This window comes from Alloprevotella sp. (assembly GCF_057240785.1).
On the sequence record NZ_DBHHRH010000015.1, the window covers coordinates 29,257 to 46,770 of the forward strand.

At 46.1% G+C, this 17,514-nt stretch carries 17 protein-coding genes; 12 read left to right on the forward strand and 5 right to left on the reverse strand.

Annotated elements, in window-relative coordinates; genetic code table 11:
• Positions 1-12: 12 nt before the first annotated feature.
• From ACO4R2_RS03825 to ACO4R2_RS03855, 7 genes are all read left to right on the forward strand, one after another.
• Positions 13-2,112, forward strand: coding sequence for a leucine-rich repeat protein (locus tag ACO4R2_RS03825; RefSeq protein WP_484769243.1), 2,100 nt, complete (start codon positions 13-15; stop codon positions 2,110-2,112).
• A gap of 764 nt (positions 2,113-2,876) precedes the next feature.
• Positions 2,877-4,184 (forward strand): Na+/H+ antiporter NhaC family protein, encoded by a 1,308-nt coding sequence (locus ACO4R2_RS03830; RefSeq protein ID WP_484769244.1) that lies wholly within the window; start codon positions 2,877-2,879, stop codon positions 4,182-4,184.
• Between the two features lie 247 nt (positions 4,185-4,431).
• The gene (locus ACO4R2_RS03835; protein WP_311490835.1) at positions 4,432-4,971 is read left to right on the forward strand and encodes an Lrp/AsnC ligand binding domain-containing protein; all 540 of its coding nucleotides are present in this window, start codon (positions 4,432-4,434) and stop codon (positions 4,969-4,971) included.
• Between the two features lie 10 nt (positions 4,972-4,981).
• Positions 4,982-5,269 (forward strand): DUF4491 family protein, encoded by a 288-nt coding sequence (locus ACO4R2_RS03840; protein ID WP_311490836.1) that lies wholly within the window; start codon positions 4,982-4,984, stop codon positions 5,267-5,269.
• Between the two features lie 152 nt (positions 5,270-5,421).
• Positions 5,422-7,170, forward strand: a complete 1,749-nt coding sequence (locus ACO4R2_RS03845; RefSeq protein ID WP_484769245.1) for a membrane dipeptidase — start codon at positions 5,422-5,424, stop codon at positions 7,168-7,170.
• Positions 7,171-7,288: 118 nt separating this feature from the next.
• The gene (locus ACO4R2_RS03850; RefSeq protein WP_484769246.1) at positions 7,289-8,272 is read left to right on the forward strand and encodes a M28 family peptidase; all 984 of its coding nucleotides are present in this window, start codon (positions 7,289-7,291) and stop codon (positions 8,270-8,272) included.
• Positions 8,273-8,310: 38 nt separating this feature from the next.
• Positions 8,311-8,730 carry a SufE family protein gene (locus ACO4R2_RS03855; RefSeq protein WP_347719510.1) on the forward strand — a complete coding sequence of 140 codons (420 nt, stop codon included), beginning with the start codon at positions 8,311-8,313 and terminating at the stop codon, positions 8,728-8,730.
• 580 nt (positions 8,731-9,310) lie between these two features.
• On the opposite strand, the gene ACO4R2_RS03860 is transcribed toward ACO4R2_RS03855, so the two are convergent.
• Both ACO4R2_RS03860 and xerA read right to left on the reverse strand, forming a co-directional pair.
• Entirely contained in the window at positions 9,311-9,847 is a 537-nt protein-coding gene (locus tag ACO4R2_RS03860) for an RNA methyltransferase (protein ID WP_347719511.1), read from the reverse strand.
• A 541-nt stretch (positions 9,848-10,388) separates the two neighbouring features.
• Positions 10,389-11,285 (reverse strand): site-specific tyrosine recombinase/integron integrase, encoded by an 897-nt coding sequence (gene xerA / locus ACO4R2_RS03865; protein ID WP_484769247.1) that lies wholly within the window; start codon positions 11,283-11,285, stop codon positions 10,389-10,391.
• 98 nt (positions 11,286-11,383) lie between these two features.
• On the opposite strand from xerA, the gene ACO4R2_RS03870 reads away from it, so the two are divergent.
• From ACO4R2_RS03870 to ACO4R2_RS03890, 5 genes are all read left to right on the forward strand, one after another.
• Positions 11,384-11,806: a type II 3-dehydroquinate dehydratase gene (locus tag ACO4R2_RS03870; protein WP_484769248.1), complete on the forward strand. Its 423-nt coding sequence runs from the start codon at positions 11,384-11,386 to the stop codon at positions 11,804-11,806.
• Between the two features lie 30 nt (positions 11,807-11,836).
• On the forward strand, positions 11,837-13,282 hold the full coding sequence (gene pyk / locus ACO4R2_RS03875) for a pyruvate kinase (RefSeq protein WP_484769249.1): 1,446 nt from the start codon (positions 11,837-11,839) through the stop codon (positions 13,280-13,282).
• A 132-nt stretch (positions 13,283-13,414) separates the two neighbouring features.
• A complete protein-coding gene (locus ACO4R2_RS03880) occupies positions 13,415-14,062 on the forward strand; it encodes an O-methyltransferase (protein ID WP_484769314.1) in 648 nt (215 codons plus the stop codon).
• A 7-nt stretch (positions 14,063-14,069) separates the two neighbouring features.
• Positions 14,070-14,408, forward strand: a complete 339-nt coding sequence (gene rbfA / locus ACO4R2_RS03885) for a 30S ribosome-binding factor RbfA (protein WP_009347810.1) — start codon at positions 14,070-14,072, stop codon at positions 14,406-14,408.
• A gap of 12 nt (positions 14,409-14,420) precedes the next feature.
• On the forward strand, positions 14,421-15,656 hold the full coding sequence (locus ACO4R2_RS03890) for an FtsX-like permease family protein (RefSeq protein WP_484769250.1): 1,236 nt from the start codon (positions 14,421-14,423) through the stop codon (positions 15,654-15,656).
• A 24-nt stretch (positions 15,657-15,680) separates the two neighbouring features.
• On the opposite strand, the gene ACO4R2_RS03895 is transcribed toward ACO4R2_RS03890, so the two are convergent.
• The 3 genes from ACO4R2_RS03895 to ACO4R2_RS03905 all read right to left on the reverse strand — a co-directional run bounded on the left by ACO4R2_RS03895 (position 15,681) and on the right by ACO4R2_RS03905 (position 17,008).
• Positions 15,681-16,046, reverse strand: coding sequence for a hypothetical protein (locus ACO4R2_RS03895; protein WP_484769251.1), 366 nt, complete (start codon positions 16,044-16,046; stop codon positions 15,681-15,683).
• 97 nt (positions 16,047-16,143) lie between these two features.
• Positions 16,144-16,746 carry a hypothetical protein gene (locus tag ACO4R2_RS03900; protein WP_484769252.1) on the reverse strand — a complete coding sequence of 201 codons (603 nt, stop codon included), beginning with the start codon at positions 16,744-16,746 and terminating at the stop codon, positions 16,144-16,146.
• 70 nt (positions 16,747-16,816) lie between these two features.
• Complete coding sequence (locus tag ACO4R2_RS03905; RefSeq protein ID WP_484769253.1) at positions 16,817-17,008, reverse strand: hypothetical protein; 192 nt, start codon at positions 17,006-17,008, stop codon at positions 16,817-16,819.
• Positions 17,009-17,514 lie beyond the last annotated feature (506 nt).

Here is a 17,514-nt window from a genome sequence, read left to right on the forward strand (position 1 = left end):
ACATTTAGAGTCATGAATACATTTATCAAAGGTACGTTGGCGTCTTTATGCGCAATGTTTTTCATTGGTGGAGCGAACGCTCAAACCCACCAATGGCAGTTTGTCACTACTGGCGAGGGCAGCACATACGCTATTGAGAAAGACGGCTCCCTTTGGGCCTGGGGCTGGAACGAGAGTGGCCAGCTGGGCATAGGAGGTGGCGCACAAAAGGTATCCGTGCCCACACAGGTAGGTACTGAAAACACATGGAAATATGCCGTGGCCGGACAATCATACGCCTTCTTCATCAAAGCAGACGGCACACTCTGGGCCGTAGGAGATAACACCAAAGGCGTACAAGGCGTGGGCGACGGAATGGGACATAAGACGCCCATCCAAGTAGGCACAGATACCAATTGGAAAAGCGTTTCTGTTTCGCGCTTTTTTGGACATACCGCCATCGGTCTTAAGACTGACGGTACGCTCTGGGGTTGGGGCGAAGGAGAATTAGGAACTCTTGGTTTGGGCAACTATAAGAACCAAACCACTCCTAAACAAATCGGTACCGACACGGATTGGGCGCAAGTGACCGTGGGAGATAACACGACGCTTGCCTTGAAGACCGACGGCTCCCTTTGGGGCTGGGGTTGGAATGATAATGGTACGCTGTGCGACCTGCCTAAGAAGACAAAGACTCCTACTCGTATTGGTACGGACAACGATTGGGTGCAAGTGTATTCAGTTTCTACAACTGCCTACGGTATTAAAGCCGACGGCTCGCTTTGGGTTTGGGGCTCTGCCGATAATAACATTCTCGGACTCAACGATGAAAACATTACAAAGGTGCAGCAACCTCTCAAGATTAATGCTTTCAAAGAACCGGTAGCCTTCATCTCTGGCTACAGAAACGGTAGAGTCGTGGGTATAGGTTCGGGCGGCGTAGCCACAAAACTATACGCTTGGGGAACAAATGAGGATGGCGCATTGGGCAACGGCACAGGCGTGGCAGTAGATAACCCCACCGGTGGAATTACCTATACAGGCACACCAGTAGAAGTGAAGTTGCCGGCCAACACGAAGGTAACTCAGCTCACTTCGGGCGAGGGCTATTCTATCGTACTTACCGACAAGGGACAGCTCTATGGCTGGGGCAAAAACAGAGGTGGACAATTGGGAGACCACGCCACAGAGAGCCAGATGACTTTCTCCAGTATGCCAATCGTTGCAGGGGAGAAAGCTGAGGAAATTCAAACTACGTTCACGTTTGATGCCGAGAATATTCCTGCATCTCTCAAAGAAGCCAAGGTGCTGATCCTAACTGGCGCGTGGGGCACTGAAGATTTCGCTAAACTCACGGCAGCTATCGGTAACAACTCGGGATTCCCACCAGTGGGCAATACTACGATTGAAAAAGTGGATATGAGTCAGGCCACCATCAAGGCTAAGACCTATCTCTATGTTACTTATGGTGTGAACAACGTGGGTACTTTCCAGGGCTGCAAGGCTCTCAAGGAAGTGGTTATGCCTGCTGATGCTGAGGCCGCTAATTTCGTAAGTTTCCGCTCGGCATTCCAGAATTGCCGCGTGCTGGAAAGCATCGACATGAAGGGATGTAGCAGTGTACGCAACCTGACGGACGCTTTCTTCGGCTGCGAAAAACTGAAGCGCTGCGACCTCTCAGCTGCCGCTAACATTACGATGACGGAGAGCATGTTTGATCAATGTTCAGAGCTGGAAGAGGTAATCCTGCCCGGAAGTATTGCATTGCAGAAATATGCTTTTGGAAACTGCTTGAAATTGAAGAAAATCGATTGGAGCAGGTTTACAGGCAAGAAAGCTCCTGTATTTGCTAAAGATCTCTTCCAATATATTACCGACTACAAGGCTATCACACTCATCGTTCCTGAAGCTGCCTACGAATGGTTTACTGCTCACGCTGATTGGAGCAAACTTAACATCGTGAAGGCTACTACTACTGGTCTCTCCACCTTGCAGCCAAGCACCCCCGCTTATGCTGGAAAAGTGTATGACCTGCAAGGTCGCTATCTGACTACTGTTGCCAACGAATCAGAGCTGAACCGTCTGCCTGTAGGTATGTATATCTGCAATGGTAAGAAAGTACTGGTGAAATAAGGAATAAGGCTTAATGGGAGCCCCTCCATCTCAATGGGGAGCCCCCTCCATCTCCCCCATGAGGGGGAGTGCTCGGCTACCACTTGTAGCAGGATTCTTCAACGGCTTATTGGATTTCTGCTTTCCCGCATTTGGTTCTCCGACGGGTCGGACTAGTCAGACCAGTCAGATATTCAGTCCTCCGACCAGTCGGACCAGTCGGACTAGTCCGAGAACCAAAGCTGAGCACTCCCCCTTATGGGGGAGGTGGAGGGGGCTTAAAAATATCAATAGAATTCTCACTTTCCCCCTCCCACGAAAGCCACAAATCCTCGCACGAAAGGGAGAGAGCACCCCATCCAGCCTTCTTGAGCGCGGATACAATAAGGCTGTCGGCGGATTTCCTTATTGCATCGGCTGACAGAATAAGGAAGCCAGCCGATACAATAAGGAAACTGACGGGTGGGATAAGGCTGCAAACGAGCAGAAAAATGAAAAAAAGCAGTTTTTTTGAGGTGAAAAACTATAAAAACCGGAAAATCTCACCCAAAACTATCCTGCAAAATCCTCCGACAAAGAAAAAATTTGGCCGCTCCACTCTTTTCTCGCGCTAAAAGGAGAAATGGGTTTGTAAAATAATAAGGCGGTTAAGCAGCATAAAGATAAGAAATCAGAGAAAGGAGATGTAGATTAGAACTATTTTCTTATTTTAGAGGATAACTACGATTATATTTTGGCAAATCTGTATTTATCTGTAATTTTGTGCCACTTTACAAAATTTATTTATGCTTTTTCCACTCAATAGTAAGCACACAAAGAGAAAAAAGAATGGGCCGTTAGCACTCAGCCCTATGTTGTTCATGGTAGGAATGTTTGTGCTCCTATCTTTCATTTGCGGAGGCTTCTCCAAAGTGCCTCTACTCATCGTTTTCATCACTACATCCATCTTCTCCCTTTTCACGCTGCGCCACACGCCCTTTGAGGAGCGTCTGACGATATACAGCAAGGGCGCGGGGCAGGATAACCTGCTCTTGATGATATGGATTTTTATTTTGGCAGGTGCTTTTGCTGCCACAGCGCGACAGATGGGAGCAGTGGATGCTACCGTCAATCTGTGTATGCAATTATTGCCTCCGTCGATGCTCCTTCCCGGACTTTTCCTGGCTTCTTGCTTCATCTCGATGAGTATAGGCACAAGCGTTGGGACAATTGTTGCCCTCGTGCCCATCGCCGTCGGAATGGCCGGTCCATCAGGACTGACAGAGCCCATGATGGTGGCCAGCTGCGTGGGCGGTGCTTTCTTTGGCGACAACCTTAGTTTCATCAGCGACACCACTGTGGTGGCCACTCGCACGCAAGGGGTGAAGATGAGCGATAAGTTCCGAACCAACTTTGCAGTGGCTCTGCCGGCCGCTCTCCTCACGTTCGCGCTCTATATGTACTTAGGGTGGGGCACTACGAGCCATATAGTCGTGGGTGCAGTGGACTATTGGAAGATTCTGCCCTATGTGGCGGTCATCATCACAGCCATTCTGGGGCTCAACGTGCTGATAGTGCTCACGGGCGGTATTCTGCTCACGGGTATCATTGGTATCTGGGAGGGCTGCTATGATGTTGCCAGTTGGCTTTCTTCTATCTGCGAAGGCATTGGCGGCATGAGCGAACTGATACTTATATCTATGATGGCGGGCGGACTGCTTGCCGTGATTCGCGCAGGCGGAGGTATCACTTGGCTAATCCATAACCTGACGAGACAAGTGAAGAGTGTGCGCGGCGGCGAACTGGGCATTGCCACCCTCGTTAGTCTCACCAATCTCTGCACGGCAAACAATACCGTGGCCATCCTTTCCGTGGGTCCGTTGGCCAAAGCCATCAGTCAGCGCTTCGGCGTAAGTCCGCGCCGCGCAGCAAGTATTCTCGACACCTTCTCATGTATTGTTCAAGGCATCATACCCTATGGCGCGCAACTCCTCATGGCCGGCGGTTTAGCATCGCTTGCGCCCACGAGCATCATGCCTTTTCTCTTCTATCCCTATATCCTGGCTTTCGCTATGCTTATGAGCATCCTTGTTAGAAGAAAACAAGTAGGTTGATGATATAGAAGGACATATTTTCAAATCAAAGATAGGAAGTAAGAAAACTGTACTTTCGGAAGATAAAAGCAAGGAAAAAACGTTCTTTCTGCTATTTTTTATACAGTTTTCTTACTTCATCAATCAAAAAAAAAGACAAAAGATAATATTTCCTCTAATTTTCTCTACATTTATATTATAATATCCATCAGAAAAAGATTAACTTTGCTAACGGTTTAAGAACGCATAAATAAATTATATTATATAAATGGAGAAGATAGATAATCTAGATTTGCATATCTTAGGTGTTATTACTGAGAATGCTCGAGTTCCTTTCAAGGACGTTGCAGCTGTTTGTGGAGTTTCCAGAGCTGCCATTCATCAACGCGTACAGCGTCTCATCGAAGCTGGTATTATCGTTGGTTCTGGTTATAATGTAAATCCAAAGGCCATAGGCTATAGCACCTGCACTTATGTTGGTATTCGCTTAGAGCGCGGCTCTATGTACAGAGATGTAGCCACAAAACTCGACAAGATACCTGAAATCGTGGAGTGCCACTTCACAACGGGCAACTACACTATGCTGGTGAAACTTTATAGCCACGACAATGAGCATCTCATGGAGCTACTCAACCATAAGATTCAGGAAATCCCCGGCGTAATATCTACGGAGACTCTCATCAGCCTCGAACAAACCATCAACCGCGAGATACCTATCCCTACAATAAACATTGTGGAGAAGAAACCTCGCAAACCTCGCACTCCCCGCAAGAAAATAGAAGTTGCGGATATGGAAGACATCGACTAAATAAAGGGCTATGTACTTCGAAGGTATCCTGATAGGATTTTGTACCTTTCTGATTATCGGCGCCTTTCATCCAGTGGTCATCAAGACAGAGTACTATTTCGGTACACGCCCTTGGTGGATTTTTCTCCTGCTCGGACTCGCTGGCACAATAGGTGCGATATTCATTGAAAGTACTTTCTGGAGCTGCCTCTCTGCAATCACTGGTTTCTCTCTACTTTGGTCCATTCTGGAACTCTTTGAGCAGAAAGAACGTGTTAAGAAAGGCTGGTTCCCGAAGAATCCTAAACGAAAATACTAAGCTGATGGATGAGAGCCCGAAGTTCTCATTCATCAGTCTTTCTTTTCTGACATTCATCACATCTCGCCCCACAATCGGCATCTGCTTGGCAAACCAGTGCCAACAAAAGACGCGAATAGCGAGATGCCTACAACTTATATACACATATAATTATGTCCTTCAATATCAACTTAGATTACGACAGCGTAACAGATCATTACCCCAACCACCAAGCTCGGCCCATCATCGGAATTACGGGAAATTTCGGTGAGAATGGTTGTACGCTCGGCGAAGGATATTATAAGAGTCTGGAGGCGGCAGGTGCTATTCCAGTTGTCCTACCTCCTACGCAGAACATTACAGAAATTCTCACGCTCCTTGATCGTGTTGACGGAATTCTCTTAAGTGGCGGTGCCGACATCAATCCGCTCTATCTGGACACTGATCCTATCCCCGAATTACATAGTATCAATCCCGAACGCGACCGCTTCGAGTTGTTGCTCACTCGGTTTGCGTTCGACCGCCAAATACCTATGCTGGGCATTTGTCGCGGTATGCAGATGCTTGCAGCTGCACTCGGTGGCAGCCTTCATCAAGATATCCGTGTGGCCCTGCCTGATGCTCCACTCTTGAAACACTCCCAAGATGCTCCCCGATACTTGCCCACACATTTTGTTGAGGCAGCAGCGGACAGCACCATAAGCAACCTGCTGGGTTCGCGCTTTGCGGTAAATAGTTTCCACCACCAAGCCGTCAACGAAGCAGGACCTCATCTCCGCGTAGTGGCTCGCAGCACCGACGGCGTAGTAGAAGCCGTGGAAAGCAACGAGGAGAAAAGTATCATAGGTGTACAATGGCATCCCGAATGCTTTATTCAGAACGGCGATGAAAGTATGCTGCCGCTCTTCCGCTGGTTCATGACGCAGGCCGAGTCCTTCCGCCGCGCTCGCAAAGTACACCAACAGATTCTTACCCTTGACTCACACACCGACACCCCTATGTTTTTCGAGCAAGGCGTCAACTTCGACCACCGCGACCCAAAGGTGCTCGTCGATCTCCATAAGCTACACGAAGGCATGATTGATTCTGTCATCATGGTGGCTTATCTAAAACAAGAAGGGCGCAGCACAAGCGAACTTGAAGCAGCCACCTGCAAGGCGCAGCGCATATTGCAAGAAATCAGAGATATGGTAGAAAATGTGCGCGGAGCTGAGATAGCCTACACTCCGAAGGATGCCCACCGCCTCAAATCCATCGGACGGAAAGCTATCTTCCTCGGAATTGAGAACGGCTACGCTATAGGCCGCGATTTAACAAACGTAGCGCGCTTTCGCAATGAGGGAGTGGTCTATATGACCCTTTGCCACAACGGCGATAACGACATCTGCGACGCCGCATCCCGTTCGAACAACGAACACAACGGCTTGAGCGATTTCGGCAAGCAGGTTGTCGACGAAATGAACCGCGTGGGCATGATGGTAGACCTTTCGCACGCTGGCGAAAAGAGTTTCTACGACGTCTTATCCTATAGTCAGTTGCCGCCCGTCTGCTCCCATTCATCGAGCCGCGCCCTTTGCAATCATCCGCGTAACCTCACGGACGATCAGCTGCGGGCTTTGGCCGACAAGGGAGGCGTTGCGCAAGTCACCTTCTACCACGGATTCCTCCGCGAAGACGGTCAAGCCACAATTAGCGACGTTGTAGCCCACCTGCTCCATATGATAGACGTGGCTGGCATTGACCACGTCGGCATCGGAAGCGACTTCGATGGCGACGGAGGCGTTCCAGGCTTGGCTTCAGAGGCTGAAATGCTCAACCTCACCCGCCGACTCATCAACGAAGGCCTTACAAACGCACAGCTCCGCAAGATATGGGGCGGTAACTTCCTTCGAGTGATGAATCAGTGGCAGAAAACATACTAAACAAAAGTTCCCTTTATCTTCTTCATAAAGAGAAACGTTCGGATATGGCTCATCTGAGCCGACAGAACCTAACTATCTATGAAGAAGATAAAGGGATTTTTCAATAACTTATATCTATATGAAACTTTCTTTCAAATTCCTCACAACAGCTTTAGCCGTCGGACTGGTAGGTCTGACAAGTTGCAAAAGCAAACAGCAGAACGACGCGGTAAAACCCGACGCTGAACTGGCAAAAGTGCAATTCAACGCCGACAGTGCCTATCAGTACATCGTGAATCAATGTGATTTCGGAGCACGTGTCCCAAATAGCGAAGCCCACGACCGTTGTGCTGATTACATCGTCAAAGCTTTCAAGCGATTCGGACTGACCGTCAACGAACAGAAAACTACTGTCAAAGGATGGGATGGAAAAATGCTCCAGTGCAATAATATCACTGCCAGCTATAAACCCGAACTCCGTGAGCGCATCGTGATTTGTTCCCATTGGGATAGTCGTCCCTGGGCCGATGCTGATCCTGATTCTTCAAAACACCATGAGCCGGTTATGGCTGCCAATGATGGCGCGAGCGGTGTGGCTGTTATGATGGAATTGGCGCGTCAGATTCATCAGCTCAACCCTTCTGTTGGTGTCGACTTCGTATGTTTCGACTCAGAGGATTATGGCGCTCCCTACTGGGGTCCACAAACCAAGGACGAGAACGATTGGTGTCTCGGCAGTCAGTATTGGGCCAATAACTTACCTAAGGACTACAAACCGCGCTACGGCATTCTCCTCGATATGGTAGGCGGCGACGATGCACAATTTAAGTTTGAATACTACAGCATGCAGTATGCGCAAAACGTTGTGGCAAAGGTGTGGAGCGCAGCACAAAGTGTGGGGGCTGACAACTACTTTTTGCAGCAAGACGGAACGGCAGTCACTGACGACCACATCCCCATGAATCGTATTGCAAATATCCCCACAATCGACATCATCTCCGACAACGGAAACGGTTTCTCCCGCACCTGGCACACCACCATGGACACGCCGCAGAACATCTCTCGCGAGACGCTCAAAGCCGTAGGACAAACGCTCGTGCAAACGCTTTTTGAAGAAAAATAAAAAGCTTTTATTTATCAATCATCGTAACTTCAGAAACAATGACAATAGAAGAATCACAGCAAGAAATTATTGAAGAGTTCAGCGAAATGGACGACTGGATGGATCGCTACCAGCTGCTCATCGACATGGGGGAGGAACAAGCCCCTCTGCCTGCTGAAGAGAAAAACGAAAGTAACCTCATCGATGGTTGCCAAAGTCGCGTATGGATTGTGTGCAACGAACAAAACGGTCGGCTGCACTTCCGCGCTGAGAGCGATGCGCTGATTGTGAAGGGCATTATCGCGCTCCTCATCCGCGTTATCAACGACCACACGCCGCAGGAGATTCTCGATGCCAAACTCCATTTCATCGACGACATAGGCCTTCGCGAGCATCTCTCGCCTACGCGCTCCAATGGTTTGCTGGCCATGATCAAACAAATCAACTTCTATGCCTTGGCCTACAAGGCAAAAGGATAACACCACAGAAGGCTCACCTCATCACAAAACAAGGTGAGCCTTCATTGTATCCGTTCGAAAAATCGACACACGGGATACTATGAAGAATAACTCCTTTCTTGTAAACTCTTTTCGCATTCTATACGACTGAGAATCGCGCGAAATCCAACTCAGAATTATCCAACCGAAACAACGCAACTATGGAGCGTTCGGCTTCCTTATTGGACAGATAGTTTTATGCCGAATTTCTCATTTTTCTCTTTATTCTGACAAACAGAATAAGGATAACAGGGATGAAGAATATAGAAACCACCGCAGATAGAATAAGGATATTTGAAAATAGAATAAGGCTATCGGCTGACTTCCTTATTGTATCCGCCAACGCAATAAGGAAAACAATGAAAAGGTATATTTTAGAAGAAAACAAGCTTATTGCGTGATACAATAAGCTTGCTATATTGAAAAACTAAATTGACAAGAAAAAAGACAGAAACTATTTGTTCGAAATCAGAAGGGAGAGGGGATTTTTTTTAATTCTCCGACTCGTCCGACTAGTCCGACCCGTCCGAAAATCAAACAATTCTGCTCTTCCTCTCCTCAACTATTTTGTAAAACCCAATTGTCGGGCAAATTCCCACATCACGATGCCGGCGGTAACGCTCACGTTGAGCGAGTGCTTAGTGCCGAACTGCGGAATTTCAATACAAGCATCCGAAGCATCTACCACTTGCTGCTGAACGCCCTTTACCTCATTGCCCATCACCAGAGCATAGCGACCATTGGATGGCAGGGAGATTTCGTCGAGCTTGAGGCTTCCCTCCACCTGCTCGATGCTGTAGATGGTGTAGCCTTCAGCACGCAATGCCGCCAAGGCCTCTTCTGTTGTGGGATAGTATTGCCAGTCCACACTGTCTTCTGCCCCGAGTGCCGTCTTATGTATCTCCTGCTGAGGAGGACATCCCGTGATGCCACAAAGACAAACGCGCTGCAAGCGGAAAGCATCGGCCGTCCGAAAAACACTCCCCACATTGTGAAGACTCCGAATGTTGTCGAGCACCATCACTACAGGCAATTTCTCGGCCGCCTTAAACTCGGCCACTTCCAAACGCCCCATTTCTTCCACTCTCAGTTTGTGCATGATTTCTATCTTTAAGAGGGCAATGCCCAAAACTATTCTGTTCGTCGGTAGATGCCCAAATTGTTGGCTGCAAAGTTAAGTTATTCCTGTTGATAAGTAGTGGAAAAGCCGTTGAAAACTGGTGGAAACACGGCTAATAACCTACTGCCGACAGAAGAGTTAAAGCTATTGACAGTTTTCCACTATATACCACTGTTTTACTCCTATTTTACGCAGCTTTTCCAACGGAAATTGACCGACAGAAAAGACCTTTTTTCAGCCGTTCAAAACTTATCCACAGGCTGTGTAAAACCCTCTATAAAAGGGATTGTAACTATTTAAGAACAGATACTTATAGTTTGTTTTCAGGTGTGGATATCGGCGTGGAAAAGTAAGCTTTCTTTGTGGATTACATTATTTCCAAATTTTATACAAAAAACTTATCCACCGTTTCCACAGGCAATTATCATCAACATAACTTTCTTTTCTTTTTCTAAGAATAAAAAAAGAAAAAAGAATATATAGAAAATGTTTTGCGTGGTGGATGGTGGAAAACGAGAAATCAATTCTTCTGATTTCTCGGAAAGTGTTGCAGAATCTGATCCCGAAGAAAGCGGCGATCAATGTGGGTATAGATTTCGGTAGTACTGATGCTTTCGTGCCCCAGCATGGTTTGAATGGCGCGCAGGTTGGCTCCGCCCTCCAGCAGGTGGGTGGCAAAGCTGTGTCGGAAAGTGTGGGGCGAGATGGTCTTTTGGATGCCCGCTTGTTCGGCGTAGACCTTGATGTTGTGGAATACAGTGATGCGCGACAGGTGCTTCTTGCGCGCCGCACTGATAAAGACGTAATCTTCTTCGCCAGGTTTGATGTTGATGGAATTGCGGAAAGCGAACCACGACTTTAGTTCGCGAATGGCGCGCTCAGAGATGGGCACTAACCGCTGCTTGTTGCCCTTTCCCGTGACGCGCAGAAAACCCTCGTCGAGGAAGAGATCGGAGAGCAGGAGGTTGCAAAGCTCGCTCACACGCAAGCCGCAGGAATATAGCATCTCAATGGCCGCGCGGTCGCGTTGCCCTTCCGGTGTGCTCACATCGATCACTCCTTCGATAGCATCAATCTCCTCCACGCTAAGCACCTCGGGCAAGTGTTTTCCTATTTTGGGCGATTCGAGAAGTTCCGTAGGGTCTTGTTCCAGATAGCCATCTAGAACAAGAAATTTATAGAACGAGCGTACACCTGAAAGAATCCGCGCAATGGAACGTTCGCCGATGCCGACATCCATAAGGGCCGCTGCAAAAGAATGGAAATGTTCGAGCTCTACCTTTAGAAAATCAATCTTTTCATCTTCAAAATACGCAAAGAGTTTCTCTACATCGTGGAGATAAGCCTCACGCGTGTTGTTGGAAAGTCCTTGTTCGAGCGTGATATAGCTCTTGTATTTTTTCAGAATACTGTTCATGGATGAAAAGAACGTTGGTGGGCGGCAAAGATACGGATAAATCGTGCGGCAAAGCGAAAAAAATGAAGTAACTTTGTAGCCTAATAATATATAGGCCTATGAAGATACTAATTATGAATGGTCCGAATCTCAACTTGTTGGGACAGCGCGAACCGAGCATATACGGCACGGGAACAATGGAAACCTATATGGCTGAACTTCAAAAGCTCTATCCAGCAGTTGAGTTGGAGTATTTTCAAAGCAATGTAGAAGGCCTCATGATTGATCGCCTACAAGCCACTCTCAGAGATGGTACAAACGGTGTGGTTCTCAATGCGGGTGCCTATACGCATACGAGTATTGCACTGGGAGATTGCATCCGCTCGCTGGCATGTCCCGTTGTGGAGGTGCATATCTCTAATGTGTACCAGCGCGAAGAGTATCGCCACCGTTCCATGATTAGTGCAGCCTGTAAAGGTATTATTGCTGGCTTCGGCCTTCATAGTTATCGCTTAGGTATCGAGGCTCTGCTGAGAAATTAAAATTGTTTCAGAAAAAACAAGATAAGGAAGATGAAATACAAGAAGACCAAGATTGTTGCTACCATTAGTGACGCACGTTGCGACGTATCGCTGATACAGAAACTCTATGATGAAGGCATGAACGTAGTACGCCTGAACACGGCTCACCAAGGGCCGGAAGGTATGAAACGCGTAATTGATAATGTGCGCGAGGTTTCCAGCCACATCGCCCTGCTGGTGGATACGAAAGGACCTGAAGTGCGCACAACGGTTTGTGACGCCCCCATCACATTCAAAGCTGGCGAAACAGTGAAGATTGCTGGACTGCCGGAGGAGAAGACCACGAAGGAGCGCATCTGCGTAAGCTACCCCGAATTTGTGCGGGATGTGGCTGTGGGTTCGCAAATCTTGATTGACGATGGTGACCTCGGACTGCGCGTTACAGAAAAGAACGCTGATTGTGTGACTTGCACCGTGGAGAACGAAGCCACGCTGGGAGCGCGCAAGAGTGTCAATGTGCCGGGTGTGCGTATCAACCTGCCCGCTCTGACGGAGAAGGACCGCAGCAACATACTCTTTGCCATCGACTACGATGTCGATTTCATCGCCCACAGCTTTGTGCGCTCGAAAGAAGATGTTTTGGAAATTCGCAAGATACTCGAAGAGAAAAATAGCGATATTAAAATCATCGCTAAGATTGAGAACCAAGAGGGCGTAGACAATATAGAAGAAATTTTGGAAGTAGCCGACGGCGTGATGGTGGCTCGTGGCGACTTGGGTATCGAAGTGCCGCAAGAATACATCCCTGGCATTCAGCGTCGCATAATTGCAGCCTGCATCCGCGCCCATAAGCCCGTTATCGTGGCTACGCAGATGCTTCAGAGCATGATTCGCAACCCACGCCCCACGCGTACGGAAGTGACCGACATTGCCAATGCTGTTTACAGTCGCGCCGATGCTGTCATGCTGAGTGGTGAGACTGCTTACGGCGACTACCCTGTTGAGGCTGTCCACGTTATGTCTACCGTGGCACGCCAGGCAGAACTCGATAATCTGGACGGAGTGACAGCCGACATTGACGTACCTCTCTCTCAGTATCCTACTGTGACGGAATTTTTCGCCAAAGAAGCAGTGATGGCCACTAAGACTATGCAGCTCCATGGTATTATCATGGATAGTTTCACGGGTCGCACAGCGCGCTACGTTTCTTCCTTCCGTGGTCGCAATACGGTGTTTGCCCTTTGCTATAAACCCAAGACAGTGCGCCATTTGGCACTGAGTTTCGGCGTTTATCCCATCTATCTGCCGATGAATACCTTTGGTCACGCCTTCCTTCTTGTAGCGTTGAAGAAACTGATTGCTGAAGGATTGCTCCATTATGAGGATCGCATTTGTTATCTTGGTTCTCACTGCAAAGAACAAAGCACAAGTTTTATGGAGATGAACATCGTGCGCAACCTGCTGGACGAAGAAGAGAAGGAAGTGTATAGAAACTAACATTTGAGGAATGAGTGGCGAGGTATAAGCCTATTTTTTCGGAGCTTATGTCTCGCAACTTACAACTCGTGTGTAGTAAGAAATAACTCAACTGTGCAACATCACCACACAAATGGAGCAACGCAAATACCGCTGGCAGAAACTGACAGCGTAGAACTGTTGTACGACTACTTGGAGGCTCATTGCACTCCGGAGGATGAATACATGCACCGCCTTTATCGAGCCACCAACACACAGCTCGTGCGGCCGCGCATGGCCAGCGGACACATGCAGGGAATACTCCTGCGGATGATTGCACAAATGGTGCGCCCACAAACCGTACTCGAAATCGGCACTTATTCAGGTTATTCCGCTCTGTGTCTGGCTTCGGGGATGGAAAAAGGTACTAAAATCTATACTTTCGAGGTGAATGATGAACAAGAGGACTTTACCAAACCGTGGTTTGATAATTCTCCCTATCCGGCCGATATAGAAATGATCATCGGCGATGTTCTGAAGTTGCTTCCCGATATGGATCTTCGTTTCGACCTCGTTTTTATCGATGCCAACAAAAGGGACTACCGCGCCTACTACGACCTTGTCTTTCCACGCCTCAATCCTGGCGGTGTGATTCTGGCGGATAATACGCTCTGGGATAATCACGTTATCGATCCGGCTTATGATGACGATGTGCAGACAAAGGCTATTAAAGATTTCAATGATTATGTGGTGCAGGACAGCCGTGTGGAGAAAATCATTCTCCCGCTGCGCGACGGACTCACTATGATTCGTAAAAAATAAGACCAATATGGAAACTACCCGTCAACAGAAAATAGACCGCCTGATACAGAAAGAGCTCGGCGAAATGTTTCAACGCCAAACTCAAGCTATGCGAGGCGTACTTGTGAGTGTAAGTAATGTGCGCGTGAGCCCAGATCTCAGTGTGTGCAACGTTTATGTCAGTGTTTTTCCTTCAGAAAAGGCCGATGAGATAGTAAAAAATCTCAACGACAACGTTCGCAGCATTCGCTACGACCTCGGACAACGCGTGAGACATCAGCTCCGAATCATCCCCGAACTAAAGTTCTTCAAGGATGACACCCTCGACTACATCGAGCACATTGATGAACTTTTGGGTAACAAATAAGTAGCGACAACTATGTCGTTTCCATTCTACATTGCGCGCCGCTATCTTTTTTCTAAGAAGCAGCACAACGTTATCAACCTTATTAGCGGCATCTCCGTGGTAGGGGTAGCACTGGCTACACTTGCCATGGTTTGCGTTATGTCTGGCTTCAATGGTTTTCAAGACCTCATTGGCAATCTCTTCACTGCCTTCGATCCGCAGTTGGAATTGGTTCCAACGCAGGGCAAGGTAATGGCGGAGGACGATCCCTCGCTCGTGGCAGTGAGGCGCAATAACAAAGTGGCAGCGGCCACAAACAGCTATGAGGACAACGCCCTCATACTTTTCAAAGGACGCCCTTTGGTGATCATGCTAAAGGGTGTGGACGACAATTTCACAAAGACGTCCGAAATCAAGAATATTCTTTACGGACAAGGGCAGTATTTGCTTCGTCGTGGCAATTTGAATTACGGTATCCCAGGTTATAATCTCGCTCTGCAAATGGGAGGTTTGAATTTCGGGACGCTGCAAATTTGTGTGCCCAAAAAGGGAGAGCAAATCAATCTGGCTAATCCGATAGAAAACATCAATGTTGACGATTTGACGGCTTCAGGAATCTGCTTCCAGGTTAATCAACAGAAGTACGACGACAATCTAATGCTTTGTTCTCTGCCCTTTGTTCAAGGGCTTTATAATCAAGAGGGCTGCATCACTAAGTTGGAACTCAAACTCAAAGATGGCGTTGACGAACAAACGGCCAAAAAGGAATTGCAACAACTGGCGGGGCCACGATTCAGAGTGCTCGATCGCTATGAGCAACACGAGGAAACGTTCAACGTAATGCAGATAGAAAAACTCTTCGCCTTTGCTTTTCTCACCTTCATAGTCCTCGTGGCTTGCTTCAATATCATAGGTAGCGTTTCGATGCTAATTATTGACAAAACAAAGGATATATCTACGCTTCGTCACCTCGGAGCCACCAACAAGCAGATAGTGCACATTTTCCTCTTTGAGGGATGGCTCATTTCCTTTATGGGAGCGATCATCGGCATTGTTCTCGGTCTCATTTTATGCCTTTTGCAGCAGCAGTTTGGCCTGCTAAAGCTCGAGCCAACAGGCGGCGGCAACTTTATCGTGGATGCGTACCCCATCAGCGTTCATGCGCTCGACATTGTGATAATCTTCTTCACCGTCATCATTGTTGGCTTCCTCAGCGTGTGGTATCCGGTGAACTATCTGAGCCGCAAAAGCATGGATTCGCAAGCATAAGCCAATGTTTAGACTTATTGAATCCTATTGTCTAACTCCCCATATTTTTGAATATAAGCACTTGTCTTTGGTGCGTACTTCGTAAATATATCTACCGCTAAATTTAACTGTAGAAGAAAGTATAGCATCTTCTGCTTCTTTGCAAGATTTTAGAATGGCAGCAGGCGATGTACCAGGAGCAAAGTATTGACTATTACAGTTTAGTCCATTTTGTTTGTAAGAGTCATAGTATGCGTTCTTTATTATTTCAACTTCTTTATTATCACTTGATATTGCTGAAGTTAAACCACAATAATAAATTTCAGGTTCTTCATTATGGCTGCATGAATATATAAGGCAGGATAATAATATAGATAATGCGATGAGTAGATAGTTTATGTTCTTCGACATAATTGATTATTTTAATATTACTTTATGTATTAATAAGCTGTAATACAAGATTATTTCAATAAGTATAAAAGTAATTTGTAGCAATTAAAACACAAAATCATTTTATTATATGATTTGGCAATAATGGTAAATCTAATTCATTCATTAAACTATCTGATAACCATTTATCTTCTTTTTTAACATAAGGATTTTTCAGCCAGTTCTTAAATGCTGTGTTAAAGAGTGTGCGGTGTTCACATACTACATAATATTTGTCTAGAATAAGCATGCATGTCGATGATGAAAGCTTTCCCTTTTTAACTTCAGATATTAGCATTTCTCTTAAATGTTTATTTAAACGTCTCGGATTATGAAGAAAAATCACTAATAATGATGCATTTATAGATTCTTTATTTGAATACGTTTTACCAAGAACTTTTCCATCGATCCATCCATATTTTTCTATAATTTCTGTTGCCCGTTGAAAATTAATAGAATCTACAGAGATGAGAAATGCCCTTACATCCTCCTTTTTCATAAATTGGTGTAATGAAGAGTCTCTAACCCCTTGGTCTAATCCGTATATTTCAGAAAGGACTAAGGCTATACTATCTGTAGGAAAATTGGAGTAAGATGTAATAGACACTTTGGGAGAGAGGGAGTAAGAGCAAAAGAGTATTGTAAAAAATAAAAGAGTAGCAATTTTTTTTATTCTTTTCATATATTTTTTTATTATTTCTTAGTAAAAATAGTAAAAGGAAATTCCTATTACAATATGGGTTACTTATTACTTAATAAGCTCCCTTTGAAGATGAATTTATCAGACTATCACCTGGCTCAGGAATTGAAATAACAATAGGTTCTCCTTTTCCCACCTGACCTTTAGGATATTCATTCTCTATAATAACTCCGACTTCTATCATTTCTGTAGTTGTTGTTCCTCCTACAATTTGGGACATTTTAGCTTTCTTTATTTCTTTCATTTGGAAAAGATATGACTTAAATGGCTACTTCTTAATATGATAGTTCTTGCTTTTCCTATTTGTTAGGGCAGATAGTATACAAAAATATTATTAAATAATTATATATAACTTAATTAAAATATTTATTAATAATAATTAACTGATAGAATACTTTTATAATGCTACTCCTACCAGCAAAAACATATTTTTTGTTGTCACGTTGTCACGGAAGTGTAAACGCGTTGATAGATAGCTGTTTATAAGCGTGACAGCAGTGTGACAACAAAATTTTATTGTCACCTTGTTGTCACGCCTATAATATGTACGTTATCAGATAGTTAAGACCAAAGTGTGACAACGTGACGACGTGACGATGAAAAAACAAAATGTAGGGAGTAGAGAGAGCATGTATAGATATGGCTTTCTTTGTTCTGTGCTCCACTACTATAAGGGTGCTGACTGACGCAATAAGGATGTCAGCTGACAGAATAAGGCTATCAACTGACACGCTTATTGTATCTGCTGAT

Excerpts from the sequence above, each read along its gene's own strand:
- xerA (WP_484769247.1), bottom strand. The coding sequence starts at position 11,285 with ATGAACAGTATTCTGAAAAAATACAAGAGCTATATCACGCTCGAACAA.
- ACO4R2_RS03900 (WP_484769252.1), bottom strand. The coding sequence starts at position 16,746 with ATGAAAAGAATAAAAAAAATTGCTACTCTTTTATTTTTTACAATACTC.
- ACO4R2_RS03870 (WP_484769248.1), top strand. The coding sequence starts at position 11,384 with ATGAAGATACTAATTATGAATGGTCCGAATCTCAACTTGTTGGGACAG.
- ACO4R2_RS03855 (WP_347719510.1), top strand. The coding sequence starts at position 8,311 with ATGACAATAGAAGAATCACAGCAAGAAATTATTGAAGAGTTCAGCGAA.
- pyk (WP_484769249.1), top strand. The coding sequence starts at position 11,837 with ATGAAATACAAGAAGACCAAGATTGTTGCTACCATTAGTGACGCACGT.
- ACO4R2_RS03835 (WP_311490835.1), top strand. The coding sequence starts at position 4,432 with ATGGAGAAGATAGATAATCTAGATTTGCATATCTTAGGTGTTATTACT.
- ACO4R2_RS03825 (WP_484769243.1), top strand. The coding sequence starts at position 13 with ATGAATACATTTATCAAAGGTACGTTGGCGTCTTTATGCGCAATGTTT.
- ACO4R2_RS03845 (WP_484769245.1), top strand. The coding sequence starts at position 5,422 with ATGTCCTTCAATATCAACTTAGATTACGACAGCGTAACAGATCATTAC.
- ACO4R2_RS03905 (WP_484769253.1), bottom strand. The coding sequence starts at position 17,008 with ATGAAAGAAATAAAGAAAGCTAAAATGTCCCAAATTGTAGGAGGAACA.
- ACO4R2_RS03890 (WP_484769250.1), top strand. The coding sequence starts at position 14,421 with ATGTCGTTTCCATTCTACATTGCGCGCCGCTATCTTTTTTCTAAGAAG.
- ACO4R2_RS03895 (WP_484769251.1), bottom strand. The coding sequence starts at position 16,046 with ATGTCGAAGAACATAAACTATCTACTCATCGCATTATCTATATTATTA.
- ACO4R2_RS03840 (WP_311490836.1), top strand. The coding sequence starts at position 4,982 with ATGTACTTCGAAGGTATCCTGATAGGATTTTGTACCTTTCTGATTATC.
- ACO4R2_RS03830 (WP_484769244.1), top strand. The coding sequence starts at position 2,877 with ATGCTTTTTCCACTCAATAGTAAGCACACAAAGAGAAAAAAGAATGGG.
- ACO4R2_RS03850 (WP_484769246.1), top strand. The coding sequence starts at position 7,289 with ATGAAACTTTCTTTCAAATTCCTCACAACAGCTTTAGCCGTCGGACTG.
- rbfA (WP_009347810.1), top strand. The coding sequence starts at position 14,070 with ATGGAAACTACCCGTCAACAGAAAATAGACCGCCTGATACAGAAAGAG.
- ACO4R2_RS03860 (WP_347719511.1), bottom strand. The coding sequence starts at position 9,847 with ATGCACAAACTGAGAGTGGAAGAAATGGGGCGTTTGGAAGTGGCCGAG.